This window comes from Allobosea sp. 67-29 (assembly GCF_001898115.1).
GTDB lineage: Bacteria > Pseudomonadota > Alphaproteobacteria > Rhizobiales > Beijerinckiaceae > Allobosea.
The window spans coordinates 25763-42498 of the sequence record NZ_MKSQ01000005.1; the positions used below are offsets into that span (position 1 = coordinate 25763).

General features: G+C 69.0%; 15 protein-coding genes. 9 read left to right on the forward strand and 6 right to left on the reverse strand.

Translation table 11 applies throughout. The annotated features are described in order from the left end of the window. Positions 1-129: 129 nt before the first annotated feature. From rbfA to BGO20_RS00665, 3 genes are read left to right on the forward strand one after another with little or no spacing between them, the layout of a single operon-like run. On the forward strand, positions 130-588 hold the full coding sequence (gene rbfA, locus BGO20_RS00655) for a 30S ribosome-binding factor RbfA (RefSeq protein WP_291662671.1): 459 nt from the start codon (positions 130-132) through the stop codon (positions 586-588). After that, a complete protein-coding gene (gene truB / locus BGO20_RS00660; RefSeq protein ID WP_291663480.1) occupies positions 575-1525 on the forward strand; it encodes a tRNA pseudouridine(55) synthase TruB in 951 nt (316 codons plus the stop codon). Before rbfA ends, truB begins: the two co-directional genes overlap by 14 nt. 18 nt (positions 1526-1543) lie before the next feature. Next, positions 1544-2014 carry a DUF3592 domain-containing protein gene (locus BGO20_RS00665; RefSeq protein WP_291662673.1) on the forward strand — a complete coding sequence of 157 codons (471 nt, stop codon included), beginning with the start codon at positions 1544-1546 and terminating at the stop codon, positions 2012-2014. A gap of 16 nt (positions 2015-2030) precedes the next feature. Here BGO20_RS00665 and hemA read toward each other — a convergent pair whose 3' ends face one another. The 4 genes from hemA to BGO20_RS00685 all read right to left on the reverse strand — a co-directional run bounded on the left by hemA (position 2031) and on the right by BGO20_RS00685 (position 6061). After that, positions 2031-3242, reverse strand: coding sequence for a 5-aminolevulinate synthase (gene hemA, locus BGO20_RS00670; protein ID WP_291662675.1), 1212 nt, complete (start codon positions 3240-3242; stop codon positions 2031-2033). A gap of 81 nt (positions 3243-3323) precedes the next feature. Next, positions 3324-4583 (reverse strand): allantoate amidohydrolase, encoded by a 1260-nt coding sequence (locus BGO20_RS00675; RefSeq protein ID WP_291662677.1) that lies wholly within the window; start codon positions 4581-4583, stop codon positions 3324-3326. A gap of 61 nt (positions 4584-4644) precedes the next feature. After that, on the reverse strand, positions 4645-5160 hold the full coding sequence (locus BGO20_RS00680; protein WP_291662679.1) for an invasion associated locus B family protein: 516 nt from the start codon (positions 5158-5160) through the stop codon (positions 4645-4647). Positions 5161-5314: 154 nt separating this feature from the next. Continuing rightward, positions 5315-6061, reverse strand: coding sequence for an SDR family NAD(P)-dependent oxidoreductase (locus BGO20_RS00685; protein WP_291662681.1), 747 nt, complete (start codon positions 6059-6061; stop codon positions 5315-5317). A gap of 420 nt (positions 6062-6481) precedes the next feature. Between BGO20_RS00685 and BGO20_RS00690 the strand changes: the two genes are divergently transcribed. Both BGO20_RS00690 and BGO20_RS00695 read left to right on the forward strand, forming a co-directional pair. Continuing rightward, positions 6482-7279, forward strand: coding sequence for a WecB/TagA/CpsF family glycosyltransferase (locus tag BGO20_RS00690; protein WP_291662683.1), 798 nt, complete (start codon positions 6482-6484; stop codon positions 7277-7279). 14 nt (positions 7280-7293) lie between these two features. After that, entirely contained in the window at positions 7294-8217 is a 924-nt protein-coding gene (locus BGO20_RS00695; RefSeq protein WP_291662684.1) for a DUF6492 family protein, read from the forward strand. Here the strand turns inward: BGO20_RS00695 and BGO20_RS00700 are convergent. Then, positions 8162-9412, reverse strand: coding sequence for a lipopolysaccharide biosynthesis protein (locus tag BGO20_RS00700; RefSeq protein WP_291662686.1), 1251 nt, complete (start codon positions 9410-9412; stop codon positions 8162-8164). The genes BGO20_RS00695 and BGO20_RS00700 overlap by 56 nt on opposite strands. 114 nt (positions 9413-9526) lie before the next feature. On the opposite strand from BGO20_RS00700, the gene BGO20_RS00705 reads away from it, so the two are divergent. Beyond that, positions 9527-10609, forward strand: coding sequence for an endo-1,4-beta-xylanase (locus BGO20_RS00705; protein ID WP_291662687.1), 1083 nt, complete (start codon positions 9527-9529; stop codon positions 10607-10609). Positions 10610-10618: 9 nt separating this feature from the next. After that, the gene (locus BGO20_RS00710; RefSeq protein WP_291662689.1) at positions 10619-13192 is read left to right on the forward strand and encodes an exopolysaccharide transport family protein; all 2574 of its coding nucleotides are present in this window, start codon (positions 10619-10621) and stop codon (positions 13190-13192) included. 18 nt (positions 13193-13210) lie between these two features. Here the strand turns inward: BGO20_RS00710 and BGO20_RS00715 are convergent, their stop codons facing one another. Continuing rightward, positions 13211-14263, reverse strand: a complete 1053-nt coding sequence (locus tag BGO20_RS00715; RefSeq protein WP_291662691.1) for a glycosyltransferase family 2 protein — start codon at positions 14261-14263, stop codon at positions 13211-13213. A gap of 157 nt (positions 14264-14420) precedes the next feature. Between BGO20_RS00715 and BGO20_RS00720 the strand changes: the two genes are divergently transcribed. After that, positions 14421-15590: a glycosyltransferase gene (locus BGO20_RS00720; protein ID WP_291662692.1), complete on the forward strand. Its 1170-nt coding sequence runs from the start codon at positions 14421-14423 to the stop codon at positions 15588-15590. Positions 15591-15692: 102 nt separating this feature from the next. After that, a complete protein-coding gene (locus BGO20_RS00725) occupies positions 15693-16736 on the forward strand; it encodes a GMP reductase (RefSeq protein WP_291662694.1) in 1044 nt (347 codons plus the stop codon).

Genomic DNA, 16736 nt, shown 5'->3' on the forward strand with positions numbered 1-16736 from the left:
CGTCATGGCCGGGCCTGCCCGGCCATCTCGGCCAAGAAGAGCGCGTCCGGCGCCTCGTGCTTGAAGAGATGGACGGGCTCGTCCCGACCATGACGTTTGATCCGGTCCGATCCCGGAGAAACGAGAGATATGGCCAAGCCTGCGAAACCTTCCGGCCCGTCCCAGCGGCAGTTGCGCGTCGGCGAGCTCATCCGGCACGCGCTCGCCGAGATGCTGGCGCGCGGGGACATCCATGACGATGTGCTGGCCAAGCATGTCGTGACCGTGCCGGAGGTGCGCCTTTCGCCGGATCTCAAGCTCGCGACCGCCTACATCATGCCGCTCGGCGGGCAGGACATCGCGCCGGTCCTCAAGGCCCTTGAGGCCAACAAGCGCTACATCCGCGGCGAGATCGCCCATCGCGTGAACCTGAAATACGCGCCGGACATCCGCTTCCGTGCCGATGAGAGCTTCGCCGAGGCCGAGCGCATCGACGCGTTGCTCGACACCGAGGCGGTGCGCCGCGACACCCAGGTCCAGCGCCTGAAGATCGACCAGGACCACGAAGGCCAGCCGGCTGAAGACGACGACCGTGATGATGACCGCTGAGAACCCGTCCCAAACCGTCCGTGACCAGGACGCCGCGCCGACACCGCGTCCGAAGAAGCGCGACGTCCACGGCTGGGTCGTGCTCGACAAGCCGATCGGCATGACCTCGACGCACGCGGTCAGCGTCGTCAAGCGGGCCTTCTCGGCGAAAAAGGCCGGCCATGCCGGCACGCTCGACCCGCTGGCGTCGGGCCTGCTGCCGATCGCGCTCGGCGAAGCGACGAAGACCGTCCCCTTCGTCATGGACGGCCGCAAGGCCTATCAGTTCACCGTCGCCTGGGGCACGCAGACCGATACGGACGATACCGAGGGTCGCATCATCGCGACCTCCGACAAGCGCCCGGACGAGGCCGCCATCTCGGCCCTGCTGCCGCGCTTCACCGGCACCATCCTGCAGACGCCGCCGAAATTCTCGGCGATCAAGATCGCCGGCGAACGCGCCTACGACCTCGCCCGCGACGGCGAGGAGGTCGCGCTCGAAGCGCGGCCGGTCGAGATCGACGCGCTTTCCATCGTCAGCCATGACGGCGCCACCACCACTTTCGAAGCCGAATGCGGCAAGGGTACCTATGTCCGGGCCATCGCCCGCGATCTCGGCCTCGCGCTCGGCTGCCTCGGCCATGTCGCGCATCTGCGCCGCACCCGCGTCGGTCCCTTCGCGGTGACGGAGGCTGCGAGCGTCGAGACCCTGCGCGAGAGCCCGGAGAGTGCGCTGACGGCCCTGCAGCCGGTGAAGGCGGCATTGATCCTCATTCCCGAGGTCGTGATCCATCGCGACGCGGCGAACCGTCTCAAGCGCGGCCAGAGTGCGCTGCTGCGCGGCGCGGGAGCCCCGATCGAACTGGCGGCCGCCTATGCGACCTGCGCCGGCACGCTGATCGCCACCGGCTCGGTCGAGAACGGCGAGTTCGTCCCGCACCGCGTCTTCAATCTCTGAGGGCGGCGTCGCGGCGGAATGGGCGAAGGCCGCAGGAGAGCCGAGCCCTGGAGGCTGAGGGTCGAGCGAGCCCGGCAGGGCAGGCTCCTCTTCTGGCGGGTCGGCTGCATCTTCGGCATCGTCGCGGTCGTCCTCGCGACGGCCTGCTTCTTCAGCTATCGACAGAACCGCAAGCTGCAGGCCCGCGCGGATCACGCGGCGGGCACCGTCGTCGAGTTGCGGCGCGGTGGTGATTCGACCTACCGCCCGGTCATGAGCTTCCGCACCGCCCAGGGCCAGTCCGTCACCTTCGCTACGTCCTGGGCCACGAATCCGCCCGCCTACCGCGTCGGCGACCCCGTGAGCGTGATCTACGACGCCGCGGCGCCCGATCAGGCCCGGATAGACGGCTTCCTTGCGTTCTGGGCGGGGACCCTGATCCTGGGCTTCGTCGCCGGCGTCTTCGGTCTCTTATGCGCGATCCTGATGATCGTCGCGAAGAGAGGGTGAGCGGGCGCGAGCGGCATCAGGCCGCCCGCTTCAAGCCGTCCCGCGCCCAGATCTGGCCGAGCGCCGCGACCAGCCGGTCGATATCGGCGTCCGAATGGAAGGGCGAGGGCGTGATCCTCAGCCGCTCGGTGCCGCGCGGCACGGTCGGGTAGTTGATCGGCTGGACGTAGATGTCGAAGCGATCGAGCAATTCGTCGCTGATCGCCTTGCAGGCCTTCGCCTCGCCGACCATCACCGGCACGATATGACTGGGGTTGGGCAGATGTGGGATGCCGGCCGCGTCGAGCTTGCGCCGCAGCGCCTGCACCCGGTCCTGCTGGCGCTCCCGCTCGGCGGAGCTCTCCTTGAGATGCCGGATCGCCGCGATGGCGCCCGCCGCGACGGCCGGTGGCAGCGAACTCGAGAAGATGAAGCCGGAGGCGAAGCTGCGGACGAAGTCGCACAGCGCCGCGGAGCCCGCGATATAGCCGCCGATCACGCCGTAGGACTTCGCCAGCGTGCCCTGGATCAGCGTCAGCCGGTGGCTCAGCCCATCGCGTTCCGACACGCCCCCGCCGCGGGGCCCGTAGAGCCCGACCGCATGGACCTCGTCGCAATAGGTCATCGCGCCGAATTCCTCGGCAATGTCGCAGAACTCGGCGATGGGCGCGATGTCGCCATCCATCGAATAGACGGATTCGAAGGCGACCAGCTTCGGCCTGCCCGGAGCGAGCGCGGCGAGCTTGCGGCGCAGATCGGCCGGGTCGTTATGGGCGAAAATGTGCTTCTCGACGCGCGAATGCCGGATGCCCTCGATCATCGAGGCGTGGTTGAGCGCGTCGGTGAGGATGACGCAGCCCGGGATGCGCGCGGCAAGCGTGGAGAGCGAGGCCCAGTTCGCCATATAGCCGGAGTTGAAGATCAGTGCCGCTTCCTTGCCGTGCAGATCGGCAAGCTCGCGCTCCAGCAGGACATGGTAGTGGTTGGTGCCGCCGATATTGCGCGTGCCGCCCGCCCCTGCCCCCGAACCGTCGAGCGCCTGATGCATCGCCGCGAGCACCTTGGGATGCTGGCCCATGCCGAGATAGTCGTTCGAGCACCAGACGGTGACGTCGCGCGGGCCGCCCTCGCCGTGATAGGTGGCGGTCGGAAAGCGGCCGACCTGACGCTCCAGATCGGCAAAGACCCGGTAGCGGCCCTCACGGCGCAAGCCGTCCAGCTCGTCACGGAAGAAAGTCTCGAAATCCATCGCCAGCCTCCTGCGGCCCGCATCTCCTAGCCCTTCCGGGGCTCTTGCGGAATGGTGCGCGGTGTCGCGGCTGGAATCGTTCTACTGTGTGCGCTCCGCCAGTGCCAAGAGCGTTTCCAGCAGGACCTTGATGGCGATGCCGGCATCGGCCTCGGTCATGGCCTCGAGCGGGGAATGACTGATGCCCTTCTCGTTGCGGACGAACAGCATGGCGGCCGGGGCGATCGCCGCGACGGCCATCGCGTCGTGCCCGGCGCCGGAGGGCAGCCGCCGGGCGGAGAGGTTGCTGCCGGTGCGGGCCATGCCGGCTGCGAAAGCATCCTGCAGCCGCGGATCCATCGGAACCGCAGCCGCCTTGGCATAAGGCACGATCTCCAACCCGACGCCGCGCCGCGCCGCGATCGCGGCGAAGCGCTCGCGGATCGCCGCCTCCATCGCGTCCAGCGTTTCGTTCTGCGGAGCGCGGAAATCGATGGTGAATTCGGCCGCACCGGGTACGACATTGGTCGCCCCGGGTTCAGGCCTGAGCACGCCGACCGTGCCGACAGCGAGCTCATGCGCCGCCGCGATCTCCTCCAGCGCCAGCGCCATCTCGGCGGCGGCGGTCAGCGCGTCCTTGCGCAGCGCCATCGGCACCGTGCCGGCATGGCCGGCCTCGCCGGTGACCCGCACCCGGGCCCGGCTCTGCGCATTGATGGCGGTGACGATGCCGACCGGCTCGTTCTCGGCCTCCAGCACCGGGCCCTGCTCGATATGCACCTCGAGATAGGCCTGGATCGAGCCCGGCTTGCGGGCGAGCGTCGCGATGCCCGCGGGATTGCCGCCGAAGGCGACGAGCGCGTCGGACAGCTTCGTGCCATCACTGTCGCGTGCCTCGAGCCATGACGGGTCATAGTGGCCGGCCAGCGCCTCGGACGTCGACAGATGCGTCGGGAAGCGGACGTTCTCCTCGTCGCCGAAGGCGACGACCTCGAGCGGGAAGGGCAGGCTGATCCCGGCATCGCGCAGCGCCTGCGCCGCGAGGATGCCGGCGACGACGCCGAGATTGCCGTCGAAGCGCCCGCCATCCTTCACCGTGTCGATATGCGAGCCGATCAGCACGGCCGGGGCACCCGGCACCGTGCCTTCCCGCCGGCCCTGGACCGAGCCCGCCGCATCGATGAAGGCGCTGAGCCCCGCCACCTCCATCGCGCCCTTGACCCATTCCGCCGCCTGCTTGTGGGCCGGCGAGAGGTAGAGCCGCGTCAGCTTGCCGGGCTCGTCCGAGAAGCGGTTGAGGCCGGCGAGCGCGGCGAAGGCACGGGCACCGAGCACGGCGGCGGAGGGAAGCGTCTGCGTCATGCCGAAGACGTTAGTGCAGGACGGAAAAAAGCGGGACTCCGCTTTTTGCAAATGTCCTGTTCTAGCTCTGTGCGGCGTTTGGATCGCAGCGCTGCATCACCCGCGAGGCGGCCGTCACGCCGGACAGCGAGAAGGTGTAGCTCGTCGCGTTGCCGCGCGCGGAGCGTGCTTCCAGCACCATGTTGCTGCCGGCGCGCATGGCCGCGAGCAGCGCGGGTTCGCGCTCCAGCCTTTCCAGCCAGGCGTTGTTGCCCTCCGTCAGCATGCGGAAGCTGTCGTCGCCGATGGTGACGGTCACGACGGAGTTCTTGGCGAAGTCGTAGCCGGTCTGGAAGCTCGACTCCGTATTGCTGTCGCTGCCGCCATTTTGGACGAAGAAGAACACGTCGCCATGGCGCAGGCTGGAAGGTTCCTCGGCTGAGGGTTTCCCCATGATGAAGCAACGCTGTGCACTGCCCTGTTCATAGGTGGCGGCACTCCAATCGCTGAACTGTCCCAGCGATTTGGCCGTCACGGCCTGAGCTGCCGAAGCGGTGAGCAGGACAAGGGTGGTCGCCGAGAGCGCCATCTTGATCATCGTTCATCTCCTTTCGAGCGTTCAGGGTGGAAAGAAGAGCCTTACCGGGGCGTAAACATGATCAAGAAAACCGTGCGTCGATCTGGCGCAGGCGCGCATCCTGCGCCGGATCGGGGGTTTCCCCTCGGGCGGAGGCGGCCGCTGCGGCACCACCCTAATATGTGGCCCGTCCGCCCGACAGGTCGAAGACGCCGGCCGTGGTGAAGCTGTTTTCGGCTGAGGCGAGGAAGGCGACCATCGAGGCGACCTCTTCCGGCAGCAGGAAGCGTCCGCGCGGGATCTTCGCCAGCATGTAGCCGATATGTTCCTCGCTCATCTGGTCGAAGATGCGGGTGCGCGCGGCCGCCGGCGTGATGCAGTTGACGGCGATGTCCTTGTCGGCGAGCTCCTTGCCGAGCGATTTGGTCAGCGCGATCACCGCCGCCTTCGAGGCGGAATAGGCCGAGGCGTTCGGGTTGCCTTCCTTGCCGGCGATCGAGGCCACCAGCACGATGCGCCCGTAGTTGCGCTTGACCATGCCGGGGATCACCGAGCGGCAGCAATGCAGGGTGCCGTCGACGTTGAGCCGCATCACCCGGGCCCAGTCCTCCAGCGGATACTCCCAGGTCTTGTGGTTCGGGCCCGCGATGCCCGCGCTGGTAACGAGGATGTCGATGCTGCCGTGCCGAGCCTCGATCCTGTCGCTGGCTGCCTGAACCGCGGCGGCATCGGTGACGTCGATGGCGACGCCGGTCGCTCCGTGGCCGATCTCGGCCGCGGCCTTCTCCGCGAGGCCGCCATCGACATCCCAGATCGCGACGGTCGCGCCGCTCTTCGCGAAGCGCTCGGCCACCGCCCGGCCGATCCCCTGGGCACCGCCCGTGACGATGGCGACACGCTTGCTTAAATCGATTTGGTTCATTCCGGCAGCCTCCCAGCGGTGATGTGCCGAAGCCTAGCGAGGAGCGGCGCCGGCGGCCAGAGGCGAAGAGCCCGTCCCGCGGCAGGCGCAGGCCGGCCATGCCGAAGTCTGGGCCTCCCCTTTCTTCAGCCGCGGACGTTCGCGGGCGGGCGATTGTTCCGAAACGATGCGAAAGAGGTGTGTTCGTGCTGTTTTGTGACAGTTCGGTTATCGTTGTCGGGATCTGAGTGAAGTGCAGTCGAGCGTCACGTTTCGGATTGAAACAAGAGCGGGATTAGTCTCGATCGCGATGGTTAATGACGACGCAACTGGCGATCGGGATCGCGTTTATCTTTAACTTGACTTTGGATTGACGCCGACGTTGGTTCGATGAAGACATGTCGTCTGAGTTTGGCTCTGCTATCCGGATCGGACACGCTCGTGCCCGCAGCACTTTCCCTCGCCCTTGCGAATGACGCGGAACGCAACTGGCGCCGGGGTTATGCCCGGCGCGACATCGGCGGCATCGGCGTCGCCGTGGTCGACCAGGCGGCGGCGTTTGCGGAGCTACGCGAAGCGATCGTGGAAGGCGGGCATGTCAAGCTCGCCTTCTGCAATGCCAATCTCGTCAACGTGGCGAGCGGCGATGCCGGCCTGCGGCGCAGCCTGGCGACCTTCCTCGTCCTGGCGGATGGGATCGGCGTCGACCTCGGCAGCTGGCTGCTGCACGGTACGCTGTTTCCGGCGAATCTGAACGGCACGGACTTCTTCCCCGCCTTTTTCGCCGCCGAGGCGCGGCCGCTGAGCGTCGGCCTGCTCGGCGGCCGGCCGGGCGTGGCGGATCGCGCGGTCGAGCAATTGGCCCGGCGCTATCCGCGGCATCGCTTCAGGGTGGTCGGGCACGGCTATCATGCTCCGGACGAAGAAGGCCGGCTGCTCGACGGGCTGAAGGCGGACCGGCCGGATCTCCTGCTTGTCGCGATGGGCAACCCCGTGCAGGAGCGTTTCATCGCCTGGAAGCTCAATGCGCAGCATTGCGCGGTCGCGGCCGGCGTCGGGGCGCTGTTCGATTTCTTCGCGGGCGAGGTGCCGCGTGCGCCGGAACGGATGCGCAAGGCCCGTCTCGAGTGGATCTATCGGCTCTGGCTGGAGCCGCGCCGGCTCTGGCGGCGCTATGTGCTCGGCAATCCGGCCTTCCTCGCCCGGATGACCCGGCAATATCTCGCCGGCGGCCGGTAGGCGGGCGCCGCGCCGTGGATTTCAGCTATGCCCTGGCGACGCCGAGCTACAGCGGCGACATCGAGCGTTGCCGCCTGCTCTGCACCAGCATCGACCGCTTCGTCAGCGGGCATGCCATGCACTACCTCCTGGTCGAGGATCGCGATGTTCCGTTGTTCCGCGATCTCGAAGGGCCGCGGCGGCGCATCCTGCGGGAATCGCAGCTGCTGCCGGGCTGGCTGAAATCTCTTCCCGATCCGCTGAGCCTGGGGAAGCGCCGGATCTGGACCGGCATCGGCGCGCTGGCACGCGGGCTTCCGCCGCTGCGTGGCTGGCATGCCCAGCAGCTCCGCAAATTTGCCCTCGCCGAGATCGCTGCCGAGGACGTCCTTCTCTTTGCCGATTCGGACATGCTGTTCGTCCGGCCGTTCGACGTCGCGAGGCTCGAGCGGGACGGAGCCGTCAGGCTCTATCGCAAGCCCGGAGCGATCACCGCCGACATGCCGCGCCACCTTCCCTGGTGCGAGAACGCCGCTGCGCTGCTCGGGCTCGGTTCCGCGTCCTGGCCGGGGCCGGACTACATCAACAACCTGGTGAGCTGGCGCCGTGAGCACGTTCTCGGGCTGCTCGCCCATGTCGAACGGCTGAGCGGCCGCGACTGGGTCTCCGCCATCGCGAGCGACCGGCAGTTCTCCGAATATCTGCTCTATGGCTCCTATGTCGAACGCGTCGTGGGGCTGGATGCGGCCGGCCACTGGGCCGATCCGAGCGAACTCTGCAAGGTCTACTGGTTCTCCGAGGACATGGCCGGCTTCGAGCGGCTGGAGAGCTTCGAGGAGGTGCTGGAGCCCTGGCAGGTCGCCGTCGGCGTGCAGTCCTTCATCGGACAGCCGCTCGACCGGGTCAGGGCCCTGTTCGAAGGGCAGGCGTCGGCCGGAGCGCCAGAAGCCGGTAGGTGAAGCCGGCCGAGGCCAGATAGACCAGCCCGAAGACCAGGTTCATCCAGCTCGCCCAGCCTTCATCCGCGCCGAACCGCGTCATCACCAGCGAGATCAGCCCCGCCTTCAGCGCCGTCAGCAGGCACAGCAGCACGATGCGGGAGCCGGTCCGTTCGCGCGCATAGAGCAATTCGGCATGGTATTCGACGAGGTTGCGGAAGGCCGGCACCAGCAGCATCGGCGCGAAGAGATAGGCCGCCGCCGAGACGTTGTGCCCAAGCAGACCGGGGAAGGGTTTCAGCGCGACGATGACCGCGACGAGCCCCGCGATCGAAACCAGCGCGATGCCGGCTTCGTAGGCGGCGAGGCGCTTTCCGCCGCCGATGCCGCGATCCTGCATGATCTTCTGCACCAGCATCTGGTTGAAGCTGCGCACCGGCATGGCGGTGAGGTCGATCACCCTGAGCGCGATCGCATAGAGGCCCGCCGTCCGCTCGCCGGCGAGGCCGAGCACCAGGAGCTTGTCGAGCTCCGACTGGACGTAGAAGACGATGTCGGCGGCTCCGGCGAAGACGGCATCGGCCATGCGTCGCGGGTAGAGCGCCCGCACGAAGCGCCAGCGGGCCAGCGGCAGGAAGGCGACGAGCGCGACCGCGAGGCTGATGGAGGTCGCGGCGAGGTAGGCTGCCGCCCAGGTCCCCAGGCTGCGATCGCCGAGAGCGAGAAAGAGCAGCGCCGCTCCGGTCCGCAGCGACGAGCCGATGATGACGAGCAGCGCCGCCTGCCGGAAGCGGCGAAGCCCGTTGTTGACGATGGCGACGACCTCGACCGGCCGCCAGCACACCACTTCCGCCACGATGATCAGCGCAAAAGGCCATGCCGCCAGCCGGTCGGCGAAGAGGAGTTCGTAGGCCGCGCCGGCGACGATGGCGATCAGCGGCAGGGAAACCAGGCTCAGAACCGCGAATCCGGCGAGATAGGCACCAAGGAGCCGCGGCTTCACGGTCGCCACCCGATAGAGCGGCGAGACGAAGCCGAAGGCGAGCAGGCGCGAGAGGATGAGCCCTGTCGAGGAGGCGGTGGCAAAAAGCCCGAACTCGCCGAGGGTCAACGTATTCGCAACGATGAGGAAGTAGACAAGGGAGATGACGAGCCGGCCGGCCGAGCCGCTCAGGATCGTGAGGTAGGAGAGGATGGCTGCGCGGCTGGGCAACATCGACCGGTACTCGCGGAGGCTGGCCCGGCTCATGCCTGCTAGCGTGCGGATATGAGAGCTGTTTAGCGCGAGAGGCGTTGAGCGACCCTAAACGAAACGGAATCAGATCGGGTGATGCAGCAGGCGGGAGCTGATCGGGAGCGGAGACCGACGCGGCGTAGCGCGCTCGCGGGAGCGGGCGCGGCTGCGCTGGCCGCCGGCATCGCTCCGGCGCGGGCGGCCCGACGCCCGATCCCGGTCGGCTCTGCGGCCGAGATCGGCGCCTTCCGCGGCGATGCGCGCTATCGCACGGCGCTGAAGCGCTACTGCGACGTCGTGGTGCCGATGAACGACCTGAAGTGGCAGGCGCTGCGGCATGAGCGCGCCCGCTTCGATTTCAGCGGCGCCGACGAGATCGTGGCCTTCGCGGAAGCCAATGGCCAGGCTTTGCGCGGCCATACCCTGCTCTGGGGCGAGGCGCTGCCGCCCTGGGTCAAGGAGATGAAGACCAGGGCCGAGGCCGAGCGCGAGCTGGTCAACCACATCGAGGTCGTGGTCGATCGCTACAAGGGTCGCATCGCCACCTGGGACGTGGTCAACGAGGTGATCAGATACGACCCGACCGAGGGCGGGCCCTGGCGCGACACGATCTGGCAGCGCCTGCTCGGGCCCGAGCATGTCGAGATCGCCTTCCGCACCGCCGCGCGGACGGACCCGAAGGCGCGCCTCGTGCTCAACGACTTTCATTTCGAGGAACCCGAGCCCGGAGCCGTCGCGCGCCGCAAGGTCGCGCTCGATATCTGCCGGCGGCTCAAGGACAAGGGCATCCCGGTCCATGGCCTCGGCATGCAGGCGCATCTCTACGCCGAGAAGGCGATCGACGTCGACGGGCTGCAGCGCTTCATGCGCGACCTCGACGGGCTCGGCCTCGACGTCGAGATCACCGAGCTCGACGTGATCGACTGGAAGATGCCGGCCGATGCCGCTTTGCGCGACAGGCACGCCGCCGCGCGGGTTTCGACGTTCCTCGACGCGATCGTCGCCGCCAAGCGGCCGAGGGCGATCGTCACCTGGGGCCTGAGCGACCGCTATTCCTGGGTCGGCGAGACCTTTCCGCGCAAGGACGATGCCAAGGCGCGGCCCTTGCCGCTCGATGCGGATTATCGACCCAAGCCGATGCTGGCGGTGCTCGAACGCTATCGGCGCGGTACGGGGTGAGTCCGGAAAGTGAAGCGTAGCGTCATGTTCACCACCGAGCCGGCCGACCAGGAGCAGGGGACGAGCCCCGATCACGCGCCCCCACAGGGCTCGGCGCGCGCGGTCGACCTCGGCCGCCTCGCCGATCCGGCCTGGCTCGCCGCGGCGCTGTGGCGCCGTCGTGGCCTGATCCTGCTCTGCATCGCCGCCGGCTTCGCCGTCGCCGTGCTGGCCAGCCTGCTGATCGCGCCGAAATACACCTCGACGGCGCAGCTCTTCATCGATCCCCGCGATCTGCGCGTGCTTCAGAACGACGTCTCGCCGAACACCGTCGGCAGCGACCCGACCTCGATCGCCAGCTATCTCGAAAGCCAGGCACGCGTCATCGCCTCCGACAGCATCAAGACGCGGGTGATCGGGAAGCTCGGCCTCGACAAGGACCCGGACTATGGCGGCCCGGCCCGCGGCGGCTTCCTCTCCGGCCTGCTCGGCACCGACAAGGTCACGACCGACCGCAACGCCCTGCTCTACGCCCTGGCGGCGCTCGACCGGACCGTGGCGGTGCATCGCGGCGAACGCACCTTCGTCATCGACATCGCCGCCACGGCGAGGGACGCCGAGGAGGCGGCGCGGATCGCCAACGCCCTGGCCGAGGCCTATCTCGAGGACCAGGCCGCCGTCCGCGCCGAGGCGGCGCAGCGCGCCACCGCGGCCCTGACCGGCCGTCTGGAAGAGCTGCGCGGCCGGCTGCGTGCCGCCGAGGACAAGGCCGAGAAATACAAGGAAGCGCACAACATCGTCGGGCTCGGCGGCAACAGGTCGTTGAGCGAGGAGCAGCTTTCGCTCAACGCCGGGCAGCTCGCCGCCGCCCGCCAGCGCACGATCGAGGCCAAGGCGAAATACGATCAGATCGCCGCGACCAGAGCCTCGAGCGTCGAATCCGGCGCGATTCCGGAGGCCGTCGCTTCGAACACCATGACCGCCCTGCGCGCGCAGCTGGGCGCTGCGCTGAGCAGGGAAGCCGACCTCGTCGCCTCGCTCGGCGCGCGCCATCCCGCCCTCACCTCCGCGCGCTCGCAGGTCGCCGATGCGCGTCGCCAGATCGCCGACGAACTCGCCCGCATCGCCCGCGCGGCGAAGGCGGAATACGACCGGGCGGCCGAGGCGGAGCGCCAGCTCTCCCGCCGGGCGGAACAGCTCACCAGCGCGCAATACGCCGCCGGTCGCGCCTCGGTCGAACTGCGCGAGCTCGAACGCGAGGTCGAATCCTCCCGCGCCGTCTACGACGCCTTCCTCAAGCGTGCCCGCGAAACCGGCGAGCTCGGCGGCATCGACACCACCAACGCCCGGATCATCAGTCCTGCCATGCCGCCGTTGGAGAAAAGCGGGGTGAGTCGCCGCACCATCGCGCTGCTCGGTCTCGTCGGTGGCGCGGTGGTCGGCGCGCTCCTGGCGCTGGCTCTCGCCGTTTTCGCCGTGCCGCGCCCGGCCGGGAGCGAAGCTGCCCCTCGCGCCGTCAGCCGATCGCTGTGGCGCCGCAAGCCCCGCCCGGTCGAGCCCGAGTCCGAAACCTTTCCGCCGTCTCCGCCTGCCTCGCCGCCCGCCCCGCCGCCGTCCGGAGGCCGCATACCCGTCACCCTGCCGCCACCGCTGCCGGCCTCCGAGCCGGCCGCGGTCGTCGCTCCGCCCGTCGCGGCCGCAGCCGCTGCAAAGGCGTCGGAGCCCGCCACCAGCGACAGGGTCGCAGGCTGGCGCCGCCTGGTCGCCTTTCCAGGCGGCCGGGCCGAGGCAGCCGCCGTCGAGAGTCCCGCCGGGGCATCGGAGGCGAGGGCTTCCGGCCGGCATGGCGGCGTCCCGCGCCTCGATGAAATCCGGAAGAGCGTTCCTCCTCCGCCGCCGCCGTCGCCGCCCTTGGTCCTGCCGCTGCTCGGCCGGGTCCCGACGGTGCGCAACCGCCGCTGGCGTCGCGAGATCGCGGCACCCCGCTCGGTCTTTCAGGCGAGGGCTCATCTGGTCGATGTCATCGACAAGCCGCAAGCCGGTTTCGCGGCGGCCGTCGCCGCGCTTCGCGCCGCGCTGAGCCACGGCGCGGGCGGCAACCCGCGGCGGCGCATCCTGGTGCTGGGACTACAGCCGCAATCCGGCGCCACCACGGTCGCGCTGAATCTCGCACTCGATGCGGCCCTGGCCGGGGAACCGGCGCTGCTGGTCGATGCGGCCGACGGGCCGCTCGCCCTGACGCAGGTTTTCGCGGCGGATTCGCAGGTCGGACTCGAGGAGGTGATCGGCGGCAGCCGGACCCTGGCACGCGCCATCCTCAAGGACGAGGGCAGCGATCTCGCCTTCCTGCCGCGCTCGAAGCGGCCGGACCCCGCGGCGGCAGGGTCGCTGGAGACGCTGTTCGGCGCGACGCAGCGGTTCGGGCCGGTGGTGGTGGACGCCACGGCGGGCAGCGCGGTCGCCCGGCGTTTCGCCGAAGCGGTGGACGACATCGTGATCGTGTCGCGGCAGGGCAGCTTGTCCGAGGCGGAGACCGAGCGGCTCAGGGCCCAGCTCGGCGCCCATGGAGCCAAGCTTCGCGGCATCGTCGTCAACGAGTGCTGAGCGGCCGCGCGGGGCCGCTCAGTTCTTTTCCGGCTTCCGGTACTGCTCGTTGGCGATGCCGAATTCCGACATCAGCCGGCCGAGCGCGACCTGCGCATGATAGAGGCCGATGGTTCCGGAGCCCGTCCGCAGGCCGAGCGCGACGCCGCGCGGCACGCAGGCTGCCAGCAGCGCAGCCGATTTCGCCAGGACCCGCAGCCGGCCGATCACGCCGGGATGCTGCCGCCGTTCGATCGCGGCCGAGATCGCGCCGTTGCGCAGGGCGCGCGCGGCGATCCAGCCGAATTCGCTGCGTCGCGCCGGCATGGTCTCGCGCTGCGCCGCCTCCTGGACCCACCAGAAGCGGAAGCCGGCGGCCTTCGCCCGGGTGAAGAAGTCGGTGTCGCCGCCGCCGGTGAAGTCGAAGCGCTCGTCGAGGAAGGGGAAGCCGAGTCGTTCCAGCACGCCGCGCCGGATCAGGTAGTTCGCGCTCGAATAGAGCATCGGCACGGGCCCGGAGCGGCTGTAGTGCGAGCGGAAGACCGGATGGGCCGCAAGCCAGGCGCGTGTCCGATCCGCGAAGACCGGCTTGACCGAGCCGCCGAACAGCTCCGCCGGCGCTTCTGCTGCGGCCGCGAGGTAGGCGTCGAGCCAGCCCGGCTCGGCCTCTTCGTCGTCGTCGATTCCGAGCACCTGCTGCAGCGCCGGGAAGCGCGTCAATGCGCAGCGCCAGGCGGCGTTGTAGGCCTTGCAGTTGCCCTGTCGCGGCTCGACGATGACGAAGCCCTTGAACAGCCCGGCCTCCAGCAGGGCCTTGGCCCGCGCGGCACCAGCGCGTTCGCTGCCCTCGTTCTCCACGACGACGACCGCGAAATCGTGCCCGCCGGCCTGCGCCGACAGCGAGCGCAGCGTCGCTTCCAGCATGTCGGGCCGCCTGAAGGTCGGCACGCAGACGACACTGCTCACGCCCGTCAACCACTCCGGGTGCGATCGGGCGACGATGTCGAAGCTTTCGGGCGTCGTGAAACGCAGCGGCGACGTTTCGCCCTGCGGCTCCGCATCGGCCGGTTTCGTCGGTTCGCTGGCGGTCATGACGGCAGGTCTAGACCGTGCCGGTTTAAGGTTCGGTGAGCGGCGCGGTGCTTTTGCGGGGTTATGCCGGCAAAGCCTTGTTGAGCATCGCGAAACGGCTCGCTTGACCCGTCGCTGCAATGGGAAGACTAAGGCGCTCTCGCCGCGGACCCGTCCCTTGCGCCTCGCCTTCCTCACCTCGCTCATCCCGGTCGCCCGGCCCGATACCGGCTTCGAGATCGCCAATGCCGCGATCCTGTCGGCGCTGCGCGCTGCCGGCCATCAGGTCACGGCGATCGGCTTCACGCGCCAAGGCGAAGTGCCGGCCGATCCGGCCGGAGCAGTCGTCGTCGCCGGGATCGACATCGAGAACGCTGCGGTCTCTAAGCTGCGGCAATGGCAATGGCTGGTCTCGGCGCTCCGTTGGAGGCTGCCGGTGGCCTGCGCGAAGCTTCGGCTCGCCGGCGCCGGGCGGCTGGTCGAGGCGGTGCGGGCGCACGGCCCGTTCGATGCGCTCGTGCTGAACTCGGTGATGCTGCCCGGCGCGTTTCCCGAGCTGCTCGAAATCGCGCCCTGCCTGCTGGTCGAGCACAATATCGAGCATGTCTCGGCGCGGCAGAACGCCCGCAATACCGGAAACCCTTTGCTGCGCCTGCTGTTTGCGCGCGAGGCGCGTCTGCTGCGGGGGGTCGAGCAGCGGCTCTGGCGACAGGCCGGTTTCGTCTGGACCCTGGCGGAGGAGGATCGCCACGCCCTGGGGCCGGATGTCCGGGACAGGTCGGCGGTTTTGCCTCTCGTCTCCGGCGGCGGCGCCGCCCCCGGGGAGCCCGCGGGTGACGAGCCGCCCATCTTCGACGTCGGCCTGGTCGGAACCTGGACGTGGGTGCCCAACCGGGTCGGGCTGGAATGGTTTCTGCGCGAGGTCTGTCCGCTGCTGCCCCGGGAGATGCGGGTTGCGGTCGCCGGGCGCGTGCCGCCGGATCTGCTCGCGCCGCCCAATGTCACGCTGGTCGGCCGGGTGCCGTCCGCGGACCGCTTCCTGCGCTCCTGCCGTGTCGTCGCGCTGTCGAGCCGGGCCGGCACGGGTGTGCAGCTCAAGACCGTCGAGACGATTCAGCTCGGCCTGCCCGCGGTGGCGACGCCGCTCTCCTGCCGCGGCTTCACCGAGCTGCCGGCCAATTTCACGCTCGCCGACAGCGCGGCCGACTTCGCCCGCGCCCTGGCGGAGCGTGTCGCAGAGGTTGCGGCAGGCGCGCCGCAGCGGCTCGACGGAACGGCCTTTCTGGAGCGCCAGCGCGCGGCGCTTGCCACCGCGATCGCACGGGGCCTCGCAGCGGCGCGCGCGTGAGCGGCCGGCCCGGATTTGCCTCGCCGCGCGCTCCGGCGCTATGAATCGGCGCACGCCGACCCGTGCGTGCGCCGATTCATCGCCCAGCCTCGAGGCGGCCGCATGCGCATCGAAAACGATCCCAAGCTCGATTTTCGCGATGTCCTGATCCGCCCCAAGCGCTCGACGCTGGGCAGCCGGGCCCATGTCGGCGTCGAGCGTAGCTTCCGCTTTCTGCATACCGGGCGGGAATGGACCGGATTCCCGCTGATCGCGGCGAATATGGATGTCGTCGGCACGATGGCGATGGCGCGCGCGCTGCTGACGCATGGTGCCATGGTCGCCCTGCACAAGCACTATGACGCGGAAGCCCTGATCGCCTTTTTCCGCGAGCCGGGCGCGGCCAACGCCTTCTATTCACTGGGCACCACCGAGGCTGATCACGACAAGCTCAAGGCGGTTCACGCGCAGTCGCCGATATCCAAGATCTGCCTCGACGTCGCCAACGGCTATACCGAGAAGTTCGTCGACACGGTCAAGGCGACGCGCGCCGCCTTTTCCGAGGCGGCGATCATGGCCGGCAACGTCGTCACCGGCGACATGACCGAGGCACTGCTGCTGGCGGGCGCCGACATCGTCAAGGTCGGCATCGGGCCGGGCTCGGTCTGCACGACCCGCAAGATGACCGGCGTCGGCTACCCGCAGCTTTCGGCGATCATCGAATGCGCCGACGCGGCGCATGGTCTGAAGGGGTTGGTCTGCGGCGATGGCGGGCTGACGGTGCCCGGTGACGTCGCCAAGGCCTATGGTGGCGGCGCCGATTTCGTGATGATGGGTGGCATGCTCGCCGGCCATGACGAATGCGAGGGCGAGATCCGCTACGAGGAGCGCGACGGAGAGGCGGTTCCGGTCGCCATGACCTTCTACGGCATGTCCTCCGACACGGCGATGAACAAATATGCCGGCGGCGTCGCCACCTATCGCGCATCGGAAGGCAAGACCGTGGAGGTGCCCTATCGCGGCCCGGTCGCAGGCACGATGCAGGAGATCATGGGCGGCGTGCGCTCGGCGATGACCTATATCGGCGCCGTCCATCTCAAGGAGGTCTCGAAGCGCACGACCTTCATCAGGGTCGGCACCCAGCTCAACACCGTGTTCGGCAACTGA

Coding starts and splice junctions, on each gene's coding strand:
- rbfA (WP_291662671.1), top strand. CDS start 130: ATGGCCAAGCCTGCGAAACCTTCCGGCCCGTCCCAGCGGCAGTTGCGC.
- truB (WP_291663480.1), top strand. CDS start 575: ATGATGACCGCTGAGAACCCGTCCCAAACCGTCCGTGACCAGGACGCC.
- BGO20_RS00665 (WP_291662673.1), top strand. CDS start 1,544: ATGGGCGAAGGCCGCAGGAGAGCCGAGCCCTGGAGGCTGAGGGTCGAG.
- hemA (WP_291662675.1), bottom strand. CDS start 3,242: ATGGATTTCGAGACTTTCTTCCGTGACGAGCTGGACGGCTTGCGCCGT.
- BGO20_RS00675 (WP_291662677.1), bottom strand. CDS start 4,583: ATGACGCAGACGCTTCCCTCCGCCGCCGTGCTCGGTGCCCGTGCCTTC.
- BGO20_RS00680 (WP_291662679.1), bottom strand. CDS start 5,160: ATGATCAAGATGGCGCTCTCGGCGACCACCCTTGTCCTGCTCACCGCT.
- BGO20_RS00685 (WP_291662681.1), bottom strand. CDS start 6,061: ATGAACCAAATCGATTTAAGCAAGCGTGTCGCCATCGTCACGGGCGGT.
- BGO20_RS00700 (WP_291662686.1), bottom strand. CDS start 9,412: ATGTTGCCCAGCCGCGCAGCCATCCTCTCCTACCTCACGATCCTGAGC.
- BGO20_RS00705 (WP_291662687.1), top strand. CDS start 9,527: ATGCAGCAGGCGGGAGCTGATCGGGAGCGGAGACCGACGCGGCGTAGC.
- BGO20_RS00715 (WP_291662691.1), bottom strand. CDS start 14,263: ATGACCGCCAGCGAACCGACGAAACCGGCCGATGCGGAGCCGCAGGGC.
- BGO20_RS00725 (WP_291662694.1), top strand. CDS start 15,693: ATGCGCATCGAAAACGATCCCAAGCTCGATTTTCGCGATGTCCTGATC.